General features: G+C 28.7%; 8 protein-coding genes. 5 read left to right on the top strand and 3 right to left on the bottom strand.

The annotated features are described in order from the left end of the window. Window positions 1-24 precede the first annotated feature (24 nt). From WHD08_RS00880 to WHD08_RS00870, 3 genes are all read right to left on the bottom strand, one after another. Window positions 25-1,806: a RagB/SusD family nutrient uptake outer membrane protein gene (locus tag WHD08_RS00880; protein ID WP_208889598.1), complete on the bottom strand. Its 1,782-nt coding sequence runs from the start codon at window positions 1,804-1,806 to the stop codon at window positions 25-27. A gap of 32 nt (window positions 1,807-1,838) precedes the next feature. Beyond that, entirely contained in the window at window positions 1,839-5,078 is a 3,240-nt protein-coding gene (locus WHD08_RS00875) for a SusC/RagA family TonB-linked outer membrane protein (RefSeq protein ID WP_208889599.1), read from the bottom strand. 267 nt (window positions 5,079-5,345) lie between these two features. Then, window positions 5,346-9,494, bottom strand: a complete 4,149-nt coding sequence (locus WHD08_RS00870) for a hybrid sensor histidine kinase/response regulator transcription factor (RefSeq protein ID WP_340833193.1) — start codon at window positions 9,492-9,494, stop codon at window positions 5,346-5,348. 1,364 nt (window positions 9,495-10,858) lie between these two features. Here WHD08_RS00870 and kduI point away from each other — a divergent pair. The 5 genes from kduI to WHD08_RS00845 all read left to right on the top strand — a co-directional run bounded on the left by kduI (window position 10,859) and on the right by WHD08_RS00845 (window position 19,045). Next, window positions 10,859-11,698 (top strand): 5-dehydro-4-deoxy-D-glucuronate isomerase, encoded by an 840-nt coding sequence (gene kduI, locus WHD08_RS00865; protein ID WP_208889600.1) that lies wholly within the window; start codon window positions 10,859-10,861, stop codon window positions 11,696-11,698. 3 nt (window positions 11,699-11,701) lie between these two features. Then, on the top strand, window positions 11,702-12,499 hold the full coding sequence (locus WHD08_RS00860; RefSeq protein ID WP_208889601.1) for a gluconate 5-dehydrogenase: 798 nt from the start codon (window positions 11,702-11,704) through the stop codon (window positions 12,497-12,499). Then, entirely contained in the window at window positions 12,499-13,653 is a 1,155-nt protein-coding gene (locus tag WHD08_RS00855; RefSeq protein WP_208889602.1) for a DUF4861 family protein, read from the top strand. Before WHD08_RS00860 ends, WHD08_RS00855 begins: the two co-directional genes overlap by 1 nt. Window positions 13,654-13,813: 160 nt before the next feature. Continuing rightward, window positions 13,814-14,785, top strand: a complete 972-nt coding sequence (locus WHD08_RS00850; protein WP_208889603.1) for a type I phosphomannose isomerase catalytic subunit — start codon at window positions 13,814-13,816, stop codon at window positions 14,783-14,785. A gap of 84 nt (window positions 14,786-14,869) precedes the next feature. Further along, on the top strand, window positions 14,870-19,045 hold the full coding sequence (locus WHD08_RS00845; RefSeq protein WP_208889604.1) for a hybrid sensor histidine kinase/response regulator transcription factor: 4,176 nt from the start codon (window positions 14,870-14,872) through the stop codon (window positions 19,043-19,045). Window positions 19,046-19,165: the final 120 nt, after the last annotated feature.

The following is a 19,165-nucleotide window of genomic DNA, read 5'->3' as shown; positions in this document are numbered from 1 at the left end:
TCTATATATTTTAAACTATTAGTATTAATAACCAGGGTTTTGTAGTACTTCTGTTTGACCAACTTGTAATGTAGGAAGTGGGTGTAAATAATTTGTTCTAGAAAAGTTTCTGTTAGAAACAGCATCTAATTGAACTGCTTTTAACGTACCTGAACCGGTAGCTACAGAAATTTCTCCAAATTGATAACTACTTGGGTTATACAATGCGGCATTGTTTTCATAATCTGTGCCTTCAATAACTGCACCTGCAATTGGTTCTCCTAAAACTTCTTCTGCTAAACCCCAACGTTTTAAATCTACATATCTAGAGTTTTCCGCATACAATTCAATTGTACGTTCTCTTCTAATTTCATCTTTAATATTCATTCCATTAGCTATTAAAGAACTATTAGAAATAGCTGGTAAACCTGCTCTTGCTTTTACTTTATTAATAGACTCACTCATTTGCGTATCAGTTAAACTTCCATTTAATTCTACCAATGCTTCTGCATACATTAAATAAACAGCTGCCAAACGTATTTGTGGGTAATCTGCAGATTCTTCTTTAGTTTGTCTGTACTCTCCATAGTTATAAGTACAAAACTTTTGATTGTAATATCCGGTACTTAATTGTTGGTTTAAAACAATAGATCCGTCTACAGGAACTTCATAAGTATCATAATCTGCAAAATAAGCTCTCATTCTGTAATCACGATTTTGGTATTCATCAGACGTTTTTACATAACCTTTAAATAAAGGAGAATCATTTATAGTTTTTCCATCTAAACATAAAAACATATCCATCATTTTTCTACTTGGTTGTAACCTACCTCTAGCACCATGTGTTAAACCTGTATTTCCTTTATATAAATCAAAATCGTATTTATTATAAAGAATAAATTCTTTATTTGTAGATTTATCTAAACCTGCAGGATTAGAACCACCATCTTCTAAATTAAATAAATAGAAAGAACTCTTATTATCTAATAAAGAATTATAATTCCATAATTCATAACCACCTTGATCCATCACTGTTTTTAATACACTAACAGCTTCTTGTAAATAGGTATCTACATTACTTGCACTATAGCCTGCACTACCCGCTCCCATTGAGACACCATCTCCATCTGTAGAAGTTTGTACATATTTCATCCAAGTTGCCTCATATAAAAGAACTCTTCCTTTAAAAGCCATTGCAGCCCACTTACTCAATTTACCTTTATTATCAGTTCCAATATTTTGTTCTAATGGTAAATCTACTATTGCTTCTTCTAAGTCTTTTAATACTTGTGCAACTACCTCATACCTACTATTTCTTGGTGATTTTAGTTCTTCTGAATCTGTATCTAAAACTTTGGTTATTAAAGGTACTCCTCCATATCGTTGTACTAAAAAGTAATAATTCCATGCTCTAAAAAACTTAGCAATGGCAATGTATTCTTTAATGTCATTAACATCTCCGGCATAACTCTCTGCACGTTTTAATAACACATTGTTAGCACGTATGTAAGAATACGCATTATTCCAATAGCTATCTACTTGTTGTAAACTAACAACTCCTCTTCCATAATCTTGCTGAGTACCTTCTGTATAAGAAGTTAAATCTGTACCATAATCCATAAAATCAGCAATATTACTTCCTCCTGTCGGTCTAAAAGCAATCATTTGTCGGTAAAAAGAATTTGCATTTTGCTCGTAATGTATTGGTTCAGAAAAATACACATCTTCAGTAATACTCGCTAACGGAGTTAAGTCTATAAAATCATCTTCACAAGAGGTGAAGAAAACCATGAAACATGGTAGAATAATATTTATTATTTTTTTCATCTTAATATTTTAATTATATGATTAGAATTTCTTTAAAGTGATACTTTTACTCCAAAAGCCCAAGTACGCATAAATGGGTAAGAAGCATTACTACCATTTGTATTTGATGTAGATTCTGGATCGTAACCATCATCTAAAGTAGAAAGTTCGAATAAATCATTTCCAGAGAAGTAAACTCTTAATTTGTTGATATTGGTTTTACCTATTTTAAGATCTTCGAAGTTATACCCAATTACAAGAGATTTTAATCTTACATAAGCATTATTTTGTAACATAAAATCGCTGTATTCATAATTCCAAGCGGCACGTAAATAATTTGTTGATGTTCTTGGAAATTCTGCAGTAGGGTTTTCTTCTGTCCATGTTTGCCCTAAAAAGGCAGATGTATGGTTGGTATATCTTCTAGCAAAAGGATATGCTAAGTAACCAGTTCTGTGTACATTTTGTTGTAACGTACCTTGAAAAAATGCTGAGATATCCCAGTTTTTATAAGTAGCATCTAAATTTACCCCAAACACATAATGAGAAGAATTATCTCCTTGATATTCTAAATCTTTATCGTTAATTATATTATCGCCATTGGTATCTACAATTTTAACATCACCCGGACGCAATCTTGTATCTGCATTAAATTCTGAAGGAATTATACCTGCCGCAGTTTCTGTGTATTTTGCATAATATGCATCAACTTCTGCTTCATCTTTAAAGAATCCATCTGTTTTATACATATAAAAAGAATTTAAAGGATCTCCTTCTCTTAAGTTTCCGTCACTAGCTAAATTTAAGCCTTCTGCAAAACCTAAATCTGCATTATCACTTTCTCTACCTTCATAACTTAATAAAACATTTCTGGTATCGCTCATGTTTGCAGATATGCCTAAGTCAAATTCACCAACTCTATCTCTCCAACCTAAAACAACTTCCCAACCAGTAGTTTTCATTACTCCTAAGTTTGTAACAGGCTCTGTAGCTCCAAAAACTTCTGCTACTTTTCCTCTAATTAACATACCAATATTCTTTTTCTTAAAGAAATCTACAGAACCATAAACTTTATCATTTAACAATCTAAAATCTAAACCAATTTCCTGATTCTGAATATGTTCCCAAGATGTAGATGTGCTAAAGGCTCCATTTGCAGTTGCAGTAGTTTGCCATCCAGCATTTTGGCCAAATAAACTTGTACCAAAACTTACTCCTTGTAAATAACCAAATGTACTTACTCCACTTACACTACCTAAATCTCCATAACCTCCTCTTAGTTTTAAAAATGATAGAATATTATTATCACTTAAAAAATCTTCATTAGAAACTACCCAACCAGCAGTTAAAGAACCATAATTAAAAAATTTATATCCTTCGGCAAATCTAGAAGAACCGTCTCTACGCCCTTGTAATTCTAAAAGATATTTTTGTTTATAATCATAATTTACACGAGCAATATATCCGTAAAAACCGTAAGTACCTGCGCCTCCATTGGTGGCAACATTAACGTCTATAGGTGCAAGGTTTAAATCATATACTCCATAATCTTCAAAACCATCTCTTCTTACATCTAAATTTTTACTAGTTTTTAACTCTCCTTCTATAGCTAAAGTTCCTGTTAAATTATGATTTCCAAAACTCTTTTTATAATTTAAAGCCCCTTTAATATTCTTGTAAGTACCTTCATCTTTTTCTTCATATATATATGGAGTTGTATTTACAGATGAGTTTGCTTTATTACCAAACCAACCGTAAGTAGGTACGTTTAAAACATATTTTTGATAATTCTTTAAATCTCTAGCCATAGAAAAAGTTCCTGCAAAGCTTAAATTATCTGTTATTTTATAATTTGTAGAAAATATAAATCTAAATTGTTCTGTTTTATTATTGGTACGACCACCATCTACAGTACTTGCAATAGCGTTGTTTCCTCCACCAATTACACCAAAGTTAGAATTCCATTGTCCGAATGGGTTTTTAGCCAAAAACAAAGGAGCATCATAACTAAGAGATTCTGAACCAAGCCCAGTTGAAGGACCAGAAAAGTGTTTGTGAAAATAACTAACATTTACACCAATCTTTAATTTTTCGTTAACGTTGTAATTATAGTTAAATGCAAAGTTGTATTTTTTTGCACCATCGTAAGTTGTTTTTAAACCACCTACATTATGATCGTATCCTCCAGAAAGACGAAAATCACTTTTTTCTGTAGAACCAGAAATACTTACATTATGTTGGTTAGAAAATGTACTCCCATACATTTGATCAAATAAATTTCCATTTCCTAAATAAATATTTCCAAGAATTCCGTTTTCATAAATACGTTCTTCTCCTGCTGCCATACCTTCTAATGATTCTTTATCCCAAAAGAAATAATACGGATTTACATCATTAGATGCTGCTTCTAAATAAACACTAGCATATTCTTGCATTGTTGGTGATGGAGGACGAATACCAATTGTAGAGTGTCTTAAAACAGTACTTGCTTCTACTTTTACTTCTCCTTTACCTTTTTTAGTTGTTACAATAATTACCCCACCAGCACCACGTGCTCCATATATAGAAGCAGATGCACCTTTAAGAATACTAATATTATCAACATCATCTGGGTTCATGTCTGAAAAAGAGGAGTTGTTTAATGCAGGAACTCCATCAATTACCAATAACGGAGCAATTCCGTTTACCGATGTTTGTCCACGAATTAAAAAACCTAAACCTTCTCCTCCTGGTCTTGTAGATGATCTTGTTACTGTTAAACCTGGTGTTCTACCTTGAAGTGCTAATGCAGGACTTGTTACTGCTAAATCTTGAAAAGCTTTTGCTTTTACTTGTTCTACGGCGCCCGTTAAAGTTTCTTTTTTGGCAACACCATATCCAACAACAATAATTTCATCTAGTTCACTAACATCAGCAGTTAATGTTACATTTATAGTTTTATTATTATCTACCTTTTTTTCTATTGTGGTAAAGCCAATATAACTGAAAACTAAAATAGAATTAGATGACGGTACGTTAATAGTATAATTACCATCAAAATCTGTAATTGCACCTATATTTGTTCCTTTTACAAGTATACTAACTCCTGGTATTGGACCGCCTATTCCATCAGATAAGACAGTACCAGTAATTGTTAATTGCTGTAAATTAATTTCTCCATTATTATTAACTGTATTATTTATACTGTACCCATTGGTTATAAATACAATTAAAAATAAAGCGGTTAACGGAAGAGGTTTAAAAAAACTTGTGAACTTATTAAAGTTGCCCCTTAAGTAATTCTTTTTTTTCATAAAAAGTAATGTTTAGGTTGATTGATTAATATTAGAATATTGTTAATCTATTTAACAGGTACAATTTAGAAATTATGACCACTGATAAATCTAAATTAAGATTCAATTAATCTAAAAATAAGCCCATTAATGGCTCAAAAACCTAGTAAAATATAGAAAATCTAATTAATCAATGATGTACACCAATTTAATTGTAGAGGAAACGAATATTAAACTTATTGTAACAATAAGTTTAATATTGAAGAAGTAAAAAATGCTATATGGAGGTTATTTAGAGTTTTTTTCAATAAACTCTTTTGGAGTCATCTCAAATAAGTCTTTAAATGTTTTTCCGAAGTAACTTGTAGAATTAAAACCAGACATATATGAAATTTCTTTAATAGAATATTCATTCTTAATTAATAATTCTGAAGCATATTTTAATCTAATGCTTCTTATAAAATTACTTGGGTTCTGGCCTGTTATAGTCTGTAATTTTCTATAAAACTGAGATCTCCCCAAGCCAATAGATTCTAATACATTATCTAACTTAAAATCTGTATCGCTAATATTATCTAGCACTATGTTGGTTGTTTTATCTAAAAACGCTTGATCTAAAGAATTTGTAACAAGCTCTTCTGTAGGTAACATGAACCCTAATTTTGAGAATTTTTCTCGCAACCTAGCTTTTGCTTCCAAAAGGTTTCTAACCCTAGCAGTTAATACACTTATTTGAAAAGGCTTTGCAAGGTATTCATCTGCACCATTATCATACCCTTCAATTCTATCTTCTTCTAAAGCTCTTGCTGTTAATAAAATTACTGGTATATGGCAGGTTTCTAAATCTGTTTTTATCTGTTTGCACATTTCAAAACCATCCATTTTAGGCATCATTACATCACTTATAATAATATCTGGAAAATACTTTTTTATCATTATCAAGCCTTCCAAACCATTTACAGCTTCTTTAACGTTATAAATATCTTTTAAATCATTTTTTATATGAAGCCTTAATTCTTTATTATCTTCTACTATAAGTATCGTTGGTTTTACTTTTTCTTTTCCTTTTTCTTTAACATCTTCACTGTTGTCAACAGCAGAATCTGTGGTAAGCACCTGATATTCTGTAGCCATAACAGAATTTATTAGAAATTCATTTTTAAGATGTTTAACTTCTTTTTCTAGTTTTTTTTCTTTTTTTATAGGCAACAATACAGTAAACTTACTCCCTTTATTATATTCACTTTCAACATGAATGTTACCACCATGTAACTCTACTAACCCTTTGGTAAAATTTAAACCAATACCTGTTCCTGTTTTAGTGAAAACGACATTGTAAAATCTAGAAAAAATCTTTTTTAATTGTTCTTCATTTAATCCAATACCAGAATCTTCTACAATTATTTCAACAAACTCTTTTGATAAACCTTTATTAAAATAAAGTAATTTAGATGTATTCTTTTTCTTAACTTTTTTTATTGAAACAACAATTTCTCCTCCATCATTAGTAAATTTAATTGCATTTGAAATTAAATTTGTTATAATTTTCTCCACTTTATCAAAATCAAAAAGGGATGTTATTTTTTTAGAACTTGACTTAAACGTATAATTAATTTCTTTTTTATCTGCCAAATCTTTAAAAAGAAGAAAAATATCTTTACTAAAATCAACGACATCTCCTTTTTCAAATTGTAAGGGAGACATCCCTACTTCCATTTTTCTATTATCTAGTAATTGATTTACCAAATGTAATAAACGCCTTGCACTTCGTTGAATTGTAACTGCAGATGTTTTAACCGTTTCTGGATCATTAAAATTAGAAAGTAATTTTTCTACAGGATTTAAAATTAAAGATAAAGGAGTTCTAAATTCATGCGAAACATTTATAAAAAATTGAAGTTTCATTCGGTTTAACTCATAACTCTGTATTTCTTGTACCTTTTGTGTGTAATATTTTAAGGCAACCCATACAATTAAACCAGCTAGAATAAAATACAGACAAAAAGACCACCAAGTTTTCCATGGAGGAGGTAAAATTGTAAAGTTTATTTTAGCAGATTTAGAACTCCCCCACTGTCCTCTAATTGAAGACATTACTTCGAAAGTATATTTACCAGGAAGTAGATTAGAATAATTTATACTTCTATTATTACCTGAGTTTATGTAATTTTCTTCTAAGCCAATTAATCTATATGCATATTCTGTTTGATTAGGGTTCTTGTAATTAAGAGCAACAAATTCAAAAGTCATAAAACCTTCATTATAATTTAAAACAAAGTTTTTAATTTCTTTTATAGACTTATCTAAAAGCACTCTATTGCCAATAGTATCGCCTGCCTGAACAGTTTTATTAAATAATTTTAAATTTGTAATTGTTGGTTTTGTAAATATTGGTGGAGAAAAAACATCCGTTGGTTTAAAGAGATTAAACCCATTTAAACCTCCCATTAACAGGCGTCCATCTTGTGTTTTTTGTATCGATTTACTTTGAAACTCTAACCCTTGTAAACCATCATTGCTATTATAATTAGAAAAACTTTCTTGAATAGGATCAATTAAACAAACACCCCCTTTTGTTGTTACCCAAATCTTAAAATTATCATCTTCAACAATACCTACAACAATATTATTTGGTAATCCATTTATGGTTGTATACGTCTTTAAAAGTTTAAAGTTGGTATCTAGTTTTAAAATACCAAGATTAGTACCTACCCAATAATTACCAAAATGGTCTTCCTCAACATAATTAATTTTAACATTAGAAACACTTTCTGTTTCTATTTTATGAAACTGAATATCTGTTGGAATTTGTTCTTTTAATGTATTTAAATCTACATAAGACAAGCCCATAGATGTACCTACAAGTAACCTGTTTTTTGAATCTATTGAAAGAAAAAATACAAAATTACTTGATATTGTATTTTCTACACCTAATTGTTCTTTATAGCTATAAAATCTTTTTGAAGTAGGGTCTAATACATTTAAACCAGTTGTAGAGGTACCAAACCAAAGCCTCTTTTTAGAATCTTCTACACTTGTCCATACTGTATTTTGACCAATAGAATATGGATCTTCTGTACTGTGTAAATATCTTGTAAACTTTTTTGTTTCTGGATTAAAGTTATTTAGACCTCCATCCCATGTGCCAATCCAAACAGAACCATTATAACTTTCTGATAAACTTAAAATTTTATTAGAACTTATTGTATTAGAATTTTTAACACTTGATTTATAATGTGTAAACGAATTTTCTTTTTCGTTAAAAAGGTTTAATCCGCCATTTCCTGTACCAATCCAAATTCTCTTGCTAGAATCTTCTAAAACAGCTTGACCAATTTTATCACTTAGCCCATCTTTCTTATTTGCTTGATGAAAATAATGACCAAAGTACGATTTAGAAAGCACCAATTTACTGATACCTTTATTGTAGGATGCAATCCAAAAGATACCTTTCTGATCTTCAAATATTTTTGATGGTTGATTGTTAGGTAAAGAAAAAGGATTTGACTTACTATTTAAAATATGATTTATCTCTCTTGTTTTTTTATCTAAAATATAAATTCCATCTCCATCTGTAGCAATCCAAATAAGTCCTTTACTATCTTGGTATATATCAAAAATTGTAATATCCTTATCTACAATAGAAATAGTTTCAAACTCATTTCTCTTTGTATCCCAATACACTAAATGAGACAAATTATTACCTATCCAAAAATCACCATCACTATCTACCATTGTTGCTTTTGGCAAATGGTCGAAATCTTTAGTACTATGTTTGGTAATTAAATACCTTGTAAAATTATTATTTTTAGCATTATATTTATTTAAATATTGATCATTAGAAACAAACCATAACTGGTTATCTAAATCATTTTGAATACTAGTTATGTTATTTTGAGATATAGAGTTATTATCATTACTATTATTTTTATAACGTTCTATATTCAAACTATTGGGTTCAAAAGAGGCTTTAAGAACAATTTTACTAACACCATTATTAGTTGCTATCCATAAAATGGACGTTAGTTCGTCAAAAAACAAATCATAAACAACAACTTTATGAAGATCATCTTGTGATAATGGAATTCTAAAAAATTTATTTTTTTCTTTATTTAATACATTTAAACCATCATCTGTACCTATCCATAAATTATTATTAAAATCTTCTATAATAGTATTAATTCTATTATTACTAATAGAATTAATATCTCCTGGTATTGGCCTATAAACCTCAAAGTTATAACCATCATACTTATTTAACCCATCATTTGTACCTATCCACAATACACCTTCTCTATCTTGAAATAATTCTACACATGTACTACTAGAAAGGCCTTCATTTGTACCAAAATTCTCAAACTTAAGATTTGTTAATTGAGCATTTGCAGTACTAGAATAAAAATAACAAAGAATTATAAAAAGTATTCTAAAATTCATTTTTCTATCAATTATGATAAAACAGGCTCTAAAAAATGTTTTTTAAAACTTGTCGAGTTCTTTTGTTGAAATAATTTATATAGATGATAAATTAAAATAAAAAAGTCTTTTGTTCAAACAATTTATTTTATATAAACATATACAAGAGTAATAAAAAGTAAAATATTTTTCTCTAAATTATGATTCATACAATATAAATCACAGCTCATTTCTCTTTAAAATTAAGTAATTACAAGTACAAATCTAACTTTTGTTAAATATAAAACAATTAGTTTACCTTAAATATTAAATGACTTTTTAGAACTTAAATTAACTCAACCTATTTGGTAAAAGTAAGTTAATATTGATAAAAAAATAACAGAATTAGTGAGAATATAAACCTATTTTAGAGATAAAAATAAAGTTTTTTTTAAGTACTCTTTTTATATTATTAAAAAATATTCTTTTTAAAACTTACCGTTAAAATTAACTTAACCTAAAATAAGTAGAGTTCTTATTTTTTTGATCATGAATTTTCAATCATTAATGTATAAATAAGAAAACAAATGCTAATTGAAGGTATAGAAAAATTTAAAGATAATACAACAATTAAAAATCTACAGCAACATAAAACTCACAGAATTTATTAGAAATAGGTAGGTAAAGAACATAGCAATTCTTATGGTAGAGTTCTAAAATTTGTAACATTCACTTTTTAGCAACAACTCTAAAAGTTATTAAATGCTCACATAAAATAAAATGATTATTAAATTTAAATGCCCTAAACTTACTCAAAAAATCAATCGATTTCATTATTATGAATAATGGATTCCTACCAATTTTAAGTAAACATTTCAATATAAAAATTAGTATGATTGAAATATTTTACATAATTCACACTATCTAATTAGATACGTTTTCTACAAGAAAATAATTTCAAGAATTAAATATATTGATATTAGGGCAACTTTTAAAAAAATCTACTTAGTAATATAATGTTGTTAAAAACACCTCTCTTCATAATTTTATATTTTTTTTACTTAACAAAACCTAGCAAAAAGATCTCCATATAATTACCATTTCATATTAAATTAATAAAACTTTATAACTATAAAAAAATAAATTCATCAATTCAGTTTTTTTATTTAAATGTAGATACTTCAAAATAACTATTAGACTCTATTTTGATAAAAAATGATTATTTTTTTTATGTCTGTGTTATAATTACTTCCCTAAAAAAAAATACAGTAAAATGGGCTTTATTTTATATAAATGGAATATAAATTATATAAAACTAATACAATGATTTTTTAGTTTTACAACTTAGAGAACAGAAAAATTATTTTTAACATGAATACTAAATAAATAAAACTTATAAGTTTATTATGAAAACAAGTTATACAACACGTTACGCATCTAGCCCAAAAGCAGTAAAAAAATACGACACGCAAGAATTAAGAGATGAATTTTTAATTCCTGATTTAATGGAACCAGGAAAAATAAAATTCACGTACACACATTACGATAGGTATATTGTCGGTGGAATAGTACCAACATCTCCCCTAAACCTAGAAACAATAGACCCTTTAAAAGCAGAATTCTTTTTAGAAAGAAGAGAAATGGGCGTTATAAACGCTGGACCAAGCGGTAGTATATCCGTAGATGGTGAGGTTTTTAAAATGAATCATAAAGACGCTTTATACATAGGTAAAGGTGCAAAAGACGTTGTTTTTACAAGTGATGACAACGCTAATCCATCTAAATTTTATATTAATTCTTCTCCTGCTCATAAAGCATACCCAACAAAACATGTTAGTAAAGAGCAGGCTAATAAAGTAGAATTAGGGAGCTTAGAAACAGCAAATCACAGAACCGTAAACCAAATGATTATTGGCGGAATTGTTACAACCTGCCAATTACAAATGGGAATGACAGAGTTAAAAACAGGTTCTGTATGGAACACAATGCCAGCACATGTACATGATAGAAGAATGGAAATTTATTATTATTTAGATATTCCACAAGATCAAGCGGTGTGTCATTTTATGGGAGAGCCTCAAGAAACACGTCATATTTGGATGAATAATCATCAAGCTGTAATTTCTCCACCTTGGTCAATTCACTCAGGGTCCGGAACATCAAATTACACGTTTATTTGGGGAATGGCTGGTGAAAATTTAGATTACAATGATATGGATGTTGCAAAAATCACAGAATTAAGATAAGTTATGGATACAAATAAAAAATTATTCGATTTAACAGGGAAAAGAGCATTAATAACAGGTGGTGTTCATGGGTTAGGAATGGCAATGGCTAAAGGATTAGGACATGCAGGTGCAGAATTAATTGTAAACAATTATTCTACAGATATGCTTCAAGAAGCAAAGCAAGAGTATGAAAGCGAAGGTTTAAAAGTACATACTTATGTTTTTGACGTTACCAATGATGAAGATGTTAAAAAGCATATTGATTTAATTGAAAAAGAAGTAGGTCCTATAGATATATTAATTAATAATGCTGGTATTATAAAAAGAGTACCAATGGAAGATATGGAATCTGATGATTATAGAGCTGTAATAGATGTAAATCTTGTTGGCCCTTTTATTGTTTCTAAATATGTTGGTAGAAAAATGATTGCTAGAAAAGCTGGTAAAATAATAAACATTAACTCTATGATGAGTGAATTAGGAAGAAATACGGTTTCTGCTTATGCTGCTTCTAAAGGAGGTCTAAAAATGTTAACTAAAAATATGGCTACAGAATGGGCGAAACACAATATTCAAACCAACGGAATTGGTCCTGGATATTTTGCAACTTCTCAAACAGCTCCTATTAGAGTAAATGGTCATCCTTTTAATGATTTTATCATTCAAAGAACACCCGCAGCACGTTGGGGAAACCCTGAAGATTTAGCTGGTACAGCTGTATTTTTGGCTTCTAGTGCTAGTGATTTTGTTAATGGACAAATTATTTATGTTGATGGTGGTATTTTAGCAACTATCGGTAAACCCGCAAACGAAGAATAATGAAAAAACTAATCTATCTTTTCCTAACCCTTACTTTTTTTATCTCTTGTGATAAAAAACCAGCAACAATTTCTAGTATAGAAGTCAAGAATAATTTAGATCTTGATAGAGAATTTGAAACCGTAGAAGTTGATATTTCTACTTTTAATTTAGATAAAAATTCTTCTTTTGTTATACTTGATAGTAATACAAAAGAAGAAATTACTTCTCAAGTTATTGATACAGACTTAGATGGAAAAAATAATATCATCATTTTTCAACCTAAAATTAAAGCGAACTCTACAAAGAAATATACATTAACAAGTACAGAAACTAAAAAAGATTCTGTTCCTGTTTATTGTTATTCTCGTTTTGTCCCAGAAAGAACAGACGATTATACTTGGGAAAACAACAGAGTTGCTTTTAGAACTTATGGCCCTGTTGCCCAACAAATGGTTGAAGATTCTGTACCTGGAGGTACACTTTCTAGTGGTATAGATGCTTGGTTAAAACGAGTAGAATACCCTATTATTAATAAGTGGTACAAAAAAAACGCTCTTGATATTGGTGCTTATCATAAAGATTCTGGTGAAGGTTTAGATAATTTTCACGTAGGTTCTAGTCGTGGTGTTGGTGGTACGGCTGTAAAAATTGATACTTCTTTTTACTTTTCTAAAAACTTTACTTCTTACAAAACCATTACAACCGGCCCCGTTAGAACAAGTTTTGTACTAACATACCCTAAATGGGATGCTAACGGAAAAGTAATTTCTGAAACAAAATACATCTCTTTAGATTACGGGCAAAACTTATCTCGTTATGAAATAGACGTAAAAGGTACAGAAACTATTTCTGCAGGTTTAACATTACACAAAAAGGATGGTAGAACCTCTTCAGGTAAAAATTGGATAAATTACTGGGAACCTTTTGATGATTCTGAATTAGGACAAGGAGTAGTAGCTGAAGGTGCGTACTTTATCGATTCAGAAAAATATCTTACATCTAAAGTAGATCAAAGTAATTTATTTGCAAATTTAAAAGTTATTAATGGTAAAGTAATTTATTATGCAGGTTTTGGTTGGAAAAAAAGCAATCAATTTAATACACAAAAAGAATGGGAAAGCTATTTAGAAGACTTTTCTAAGAAAATAAATACACCTTTAGAAGTTCTCTAAAGTCATTATTTATCACATTCCATTTAAGAATTAACTAAAAAGCTTTTCTATAAAAAGCACGATATTTTTTAATTCCTAAATGGAATGTGTTTTTTACTTACAGATAAAGCTTCTATTGCATTACAAATTTTAGATAATTATTAATTAAAAAAACAACATCATGGAATTATATCCTATAAAATTTGCTCCAATTTTTAAATACAGACTTTGGGGAGGAAATAAACTAAAAACATATCTTAATAAAAAATACGACGAAGAAAATATTGGCGAATCTTGGGAGGTTTCTGATGTTAAGGGAGATGAAACTAAGGTTTTAGATGGCTTTTTAGCAGGACAAACACTTAAACAACTTATAAACACCTATAAAGGAGATTTTTTAGGTAAATCTGTTTATGAAACTTTTGGTACTAATTTTCCTATTCTGATAAAATTTATTGATGCTAAAACTCCTTTATCAATACAAGTACACCCAAGTAATGCACTTGCAAAAGAACGACATAATTCATTTGGAAAAAATGAAATGTGGTATGTTATGGAAGCAGATAAAGATGCAGAACTTATAGTTGGTTTTGATACCGATACCAATAAAGAAGAATATCAAAATCATTTAAATAAAGACACAATATTAGAACTTTTACATCAAGAAAATGTAGAGAAAGGAGATACATTTTATATTCCTACAGGACGTGTACATGCTATAGGAGCAGGTGTTTTGTTGGCTGAAATTCAACAAACTTCTGATATAACTTATAGAATTTACGACTATAACAGAAAAGACAATGCTACAGGTAAAGAGAGAGAGTTACATACCGCACTTGCAATAGATGCTATCGATTTTAAATACTACAGTAATTTTAAAACAACTTACAAAAAGACCCTTAATACCTCTAATACTTTAGTACACTCTCCTTATTTTAAAACCAACTTTATTAAGGTAATAGGTACTTTAGAAAAAGACTATACAAACCTAGACTCATTTGTAATTTACATGTGTGTAAATGGGACCATAGAAATTACATCTAAAAATAAAATATATAGATTAAACATGGGAGAAACTATTTTACTTCCTGCGAATCTAAATCAGCTTAAATTATCCTCTGAAAAGGGAGAAATTCTAGAAATTTATTTGTAATATGTGCTTCTTTTGAACTATTAAAAGATAGTTTTAAGCAATTTCAAATAACTGAATCAAAGTATTTATCTGATATCATTAAAAATGAATTTAAGGTCTTATATCATCATCCTCTTTTGTTTAATTTCCAATATTGTTATTGGTCAATTTAATAATCTAAAATTTGAAAACATCGATACTATAGATGGCTTATCTAGTAGTACTTGTATGGATATATTTCAAGATAAAGAGGGTTTTATGTGGTTTGGTACCATAGATGGTTTAAATAAATACAATGGCTATGAATTTGAAATATTTAGATCTGTTTTAGGGGATTCTAAAACCATTAGCAATAATAGAATTACTTCAATTCAAGAAGATAACGAAGGAAATCTTTGGGTAGGTACTAATAATGGTTTAAATTTTTTTAATAAACGTACAAGTAAATTTTCTGAAATAAATCTTTACAAACAATTATCATTATCTAACAGTTCCCAAAAAAACATTAACGATTTACTGTACGATAAAATAAATAATATAATTTGGGTAGCTACCAATAATGGAGCTATAAAAATTAAATTAGGAGATGATAATGTAAATACCAAAAACTTTCATTTTTCTTATTTTATTAATGATCAATCAAATTTAAACTCTATAGATAATAATGGTGTTAATGTTATTTTAAAAGATACCAACAATGATATTTGGATTGGAACAGATGGAAATCATTTAAACCAATACAATGCATTAAAGAATAATTTTAATCGCATTCTTATAGAGAGTAAAAAACCTTACGAATTAAACCACATTCCAAAAGGATTTTTTATAGATTCAGATGGAGATTTTTGGATAGGTAACGACTTAAATAATCTAATTTTATGGGAAAAAGAACTAAATCGTTTTAGTCATATTTCTTTGGTTGATAACCATGTTCCAATCTTTAATATTTTTCAAGATGATAGTGGCTTTTTTTGGGTTCCTAGTGAAGGACAAGGTTTGTATTTATTAAAAAAGGAAAAAAATAAGGTTAGTATACAACAACATTTTAAAAATAACCTTTCAGATCCATTTTCTCTGCCTAATAATAAACCATCAACAGTTTTTCAAGATAAAAATGGTATCTATTGGATAGGTAGTTACGATAAAGGTGTGAGTAAATTAGACCTTAAAAAATATTCTTTTGGTCACTATTATTATCAACCTGGAAATAACAAAGGACTGAGTGCTAAAACGGTACAATCTGTATTACAAGATAAAAAAGAAAGAATATGGATTAGCTCTTATGACGGTGGTTTAAACCTTTTTGAAGAGGAAAATAATACATTTAAAAAAATTTCTTATCAGAATAATAAAGGGTTAAGTTCAGATAAAATTCTCTATACTTTCGAATGTCATGATGGTTACATTTGGGTTTGTACATTAGATGGAGGATTAAATAAATTTAATCCAGATAATAATACGGTAGAGCAGTTTTTACACGATAGTAAAGACTCTTTGTCTATTAACCAAAACTCTGTATGGGCAGGGGTTGAAGATGCTAAAAACAGAATATGGCTAGGGTTAAGAACAGAAGGTATTAGTTTATTTAACCAAAAAACAAAACACTTTACTAATTATAAAAACAACCTAGTAAGTAATGATATATTGTATTTATTTATAGATTCTAATAATCGATTGCTTATTGGTACAACTTTAGGTTTAAATGTAGTCGATTTAAATACATTAGAAGATTTTATTCCAAAAAACATCGAGTTTACTGAAGTTAAAGAAAATGGCGTAAGAGATAATTGGATTAACTATATAACAGAAGATCATTTAGGTAATATTTGGATTGGAACCGATAGTGGAATCCGTCAACTAGATAGCAATTTAAAGTTATTAAATTCTTACACTTCTCAAGACGGATTACCCAATAACCTTGTTGTTGGTATTGTAGAAGATAACAATAATAATTTTTGGATTACAACTAAAGGTGGTTTGTCTTTTTTAAATTCACAAACCCTAAAATTTAAAAATTTTAATATTCATGACGGTTTACAAGGACCGGAGTTTCAAAGTAAATCTATAGAAAAAACAAAAGATGGAAGAATACTTATTGGAGGAATAAATGGTTTTAATATATTTAATCCTAATGATATTAAAGCTCCTGAATCTGCAATACTTTATCCTCAAATTACCGCTTTAAAATTAAATAACAAATTAGTTTCAGTTGGCGATACTATAAACGGTAGAGTATTATTAAATAAAACAATATCAGCAACAAATAATTTAGAGCTGCAATACAACGAGAACTATATTTCGTTTGAATTTTTATCATTATACTTTGAAAATCCAGAGCAAATACAATATGCTTATAAAATGAAAGGTCTAGATGATGAATTCATAAACATAGGTTCTAACAGAGTGGTAAACCACTCTAACCTAAAAGCTGGAAATTATACTTTTGAAGTAAAGTCTTCTATTGATGGTCAATGGGATGCTTCTAAAACAACAAGTATAAATATAAAAATATTTCCTCCCATTTGGAAAACGTGGTGGGCATATTTACTATACTCTTTAATAGGTGCCTTATTATTTTATATTGTAATACATTACTACACACTTAAGGTAAAAGAGTCTCAAGAACATGAATTAGACCAAATGAAGCTTAAATTCTTTATTAATGTTTCCCATGAATTTAGAACTCCCCTAACCTTAATACTAAACCCTGTCGATAAAATACTATCTAGTTATAACCAAGATTCTGATACTATTAAAAACTCTGCAATCACCATTCAAAGAAGTGCCAGAAGGTTACTCCATTTGGTAAATCAATTATTAGATTATAGAAAAATGGATGTTGGAATGGCTCCTTTACAATTTGAAAAAGGAGATCTTATAACATTTAGTAGAGATATCTTCTGTCTTTTTAAAGATTTAGCCGCAAAAAAAGAAATTAATTATCAATTTAAAACCTCTATCAACACTTTAAACTCATTATTTGATTTTGATAAAGTAGAAAAAATTATTACTAATTTGATTTCTAATGCTATAAAGTTTACGAATAATGAAGGAGATATTACAGTATCAATCAAAAAAATAAAAGAAACTGAAAAAAAATCTAAACTTTCATTTTTAAAGAAAGATAAACTAACAGATTATGTAGAAATTATTGTGGAAGATACTGGTGTTGGATTAAATAAACATCAATTAAAAAATGTGTTTTCTCGTTTTTATAATTTAGATATAAATAAAGCTGGTACCGGTATTGGTCTTAACTTTACGAGAGGATTGGTAGAGTTATGTGGTGGAGAAATCTTTATTGAAAGTGAACATTTAAAAGGAAGTAAATTTACTGTTCGTTTGCCTTTAAACGTTAATGCAAAAGCAGAAAAAGTAGAAAATATTAAAAATGAGTTCCTAATAAACTCTATGAAAGCTGTTGAATATGATATGTTTATCTCTAATGACTCTTTAATAAGTCCAACCACGGAAGAAAAAGAAACTCTAGATGATAAAAAACTACCAACGATATTAATTGTTGAAGATAACATTGAGTTAAGAAGGCATTTAACAAACGACTTAAAAGATGACTATATTATAAAAGAAGCTTCTAATGGAGTTAATGGATTAAAAATGGTAAAAAAACACTATCCAGATATTGTAATTAGTGATGTTATGATGCCTAAAATGGATGGTTTTGAAATGTGTAAATCCATAAAAACAGATTTTGAAACATGCCATATACCTGTTTTACTATTAACTGCAAGAACCTTAGATGAAGATAAAATACACGGTTACGATAATGGTGCAGATGGTTACATTTCTAAACCGTTTGTAACCAGTTTACTTAGAGCAAGGATAAATAACTTATTAGAAACTAAAAGAAGGCTAAGAGAACGTTATTCTAAAATTGGAGGAGCACTCTCTTTAACTGAAGATACAACTTCTAATTTAGATGAAGCTTTCTTAGATAAAACTAGAAAAATTATTTTAGAAAATATTAGTGATATCGATTTTAAGCAAGATCATTTATTAAAAGAAATAGGTATTGGTAAATCTCAATTTTATAGAAAAATAAATGCTTTAACAGAGTTAAACCCTAGTGGTTATATTCGTACTATAAGACTAAGACACGCCTCTGAATTACTATTAAAAAAACAACATTCTATAAAAGAAATTACACATATGTGTGGCTTTAATTCTACCGCCTATTTTAGCAAAACATTTAAAGAATTATTTAATGTTACACCTACTCAGTTTATGGAACAAGAAGGAAAAGAAGGAATGCCAAATTTATAAAATGAAGTTTTTACTTTTTATTTAAACCTCATAGCAGGATGTGCATAATTAGTTTAGTATTAAAAGATATAAAGTTGTTTATTAAAACATGAACGTCAAAAATTCTAAGGATTTTCTTAA

Origin of the sequence: Polaribacter sejongensis (assembly GCF_038024065.1) — a bacterium.
In the GTDB taxonomy this organism is placed as follows: Bacteria; Bacteroidota; Bacteroidia; order Flavobacteriales; family Flavobacteriaceae; genus Polaribacter; species Polaribacter sejongensis.
The sequence above is the reverse complement of the archived record's forward strand: the minus strand, read 5'-3'. Positions and strand labels throughout refer to the sequence as shown.

Coding starts and splice junctions, on each gene's coding strand:
- WHD08_RS00880 (WP_208889598.1), bottom strand. CDS start 1,806: ATGAAAAAAATAATAAATATTATTCTACCATGTTTCATGGTTTTCTTC.
- WHD08_RS00875 (WP_208889599.1), bottom strand. CDS start 5,078: ATGAAAAAAAAGAATTACTTAAGGGGCAACTTTAATAAGTTCACAAGT.
- WHD08_RS00870 (WP_340833193.1), bottom strand. CDS start 9,494: ATGAATTTTAGAATACTTTTTATAATTCTTTGTTATTTTTATTCTAGT.
- kduI (WP_208889600.1), top strand. CDS start 10,859: ATGAAAACAAGTTATACAACACGTTACGCATCTAGCCCAAAAGCAGTA.
- WHD08_RS00860 (WP_208889601.1), top strand. CDS start 11,702: ATGGATACAAATAAAAAATTATTCGATTTAACAGGGAAAAGAGCATTA.
- WHD08_RS00855 (WP_208889602.1), top strand. CDS start 12,499: ATGAAAAAACTAATCTATCTTTTCCTAACCCTTACTTTTTTTATCTCT.
- WHD08_RS00850 (WP_208889603.1), top strand. CDS start 13,814: ATGGAATTATATCCTATAAAATTTGCTCCAATTTTTAAATACAGACTT.
- WHD08_RS00845 (WP_208889604.1), top strand. CDS start 14,870: ATGAATTTAAGGTCTTATATCATCATCCTCTTTTGTTTAATTTCCAAT.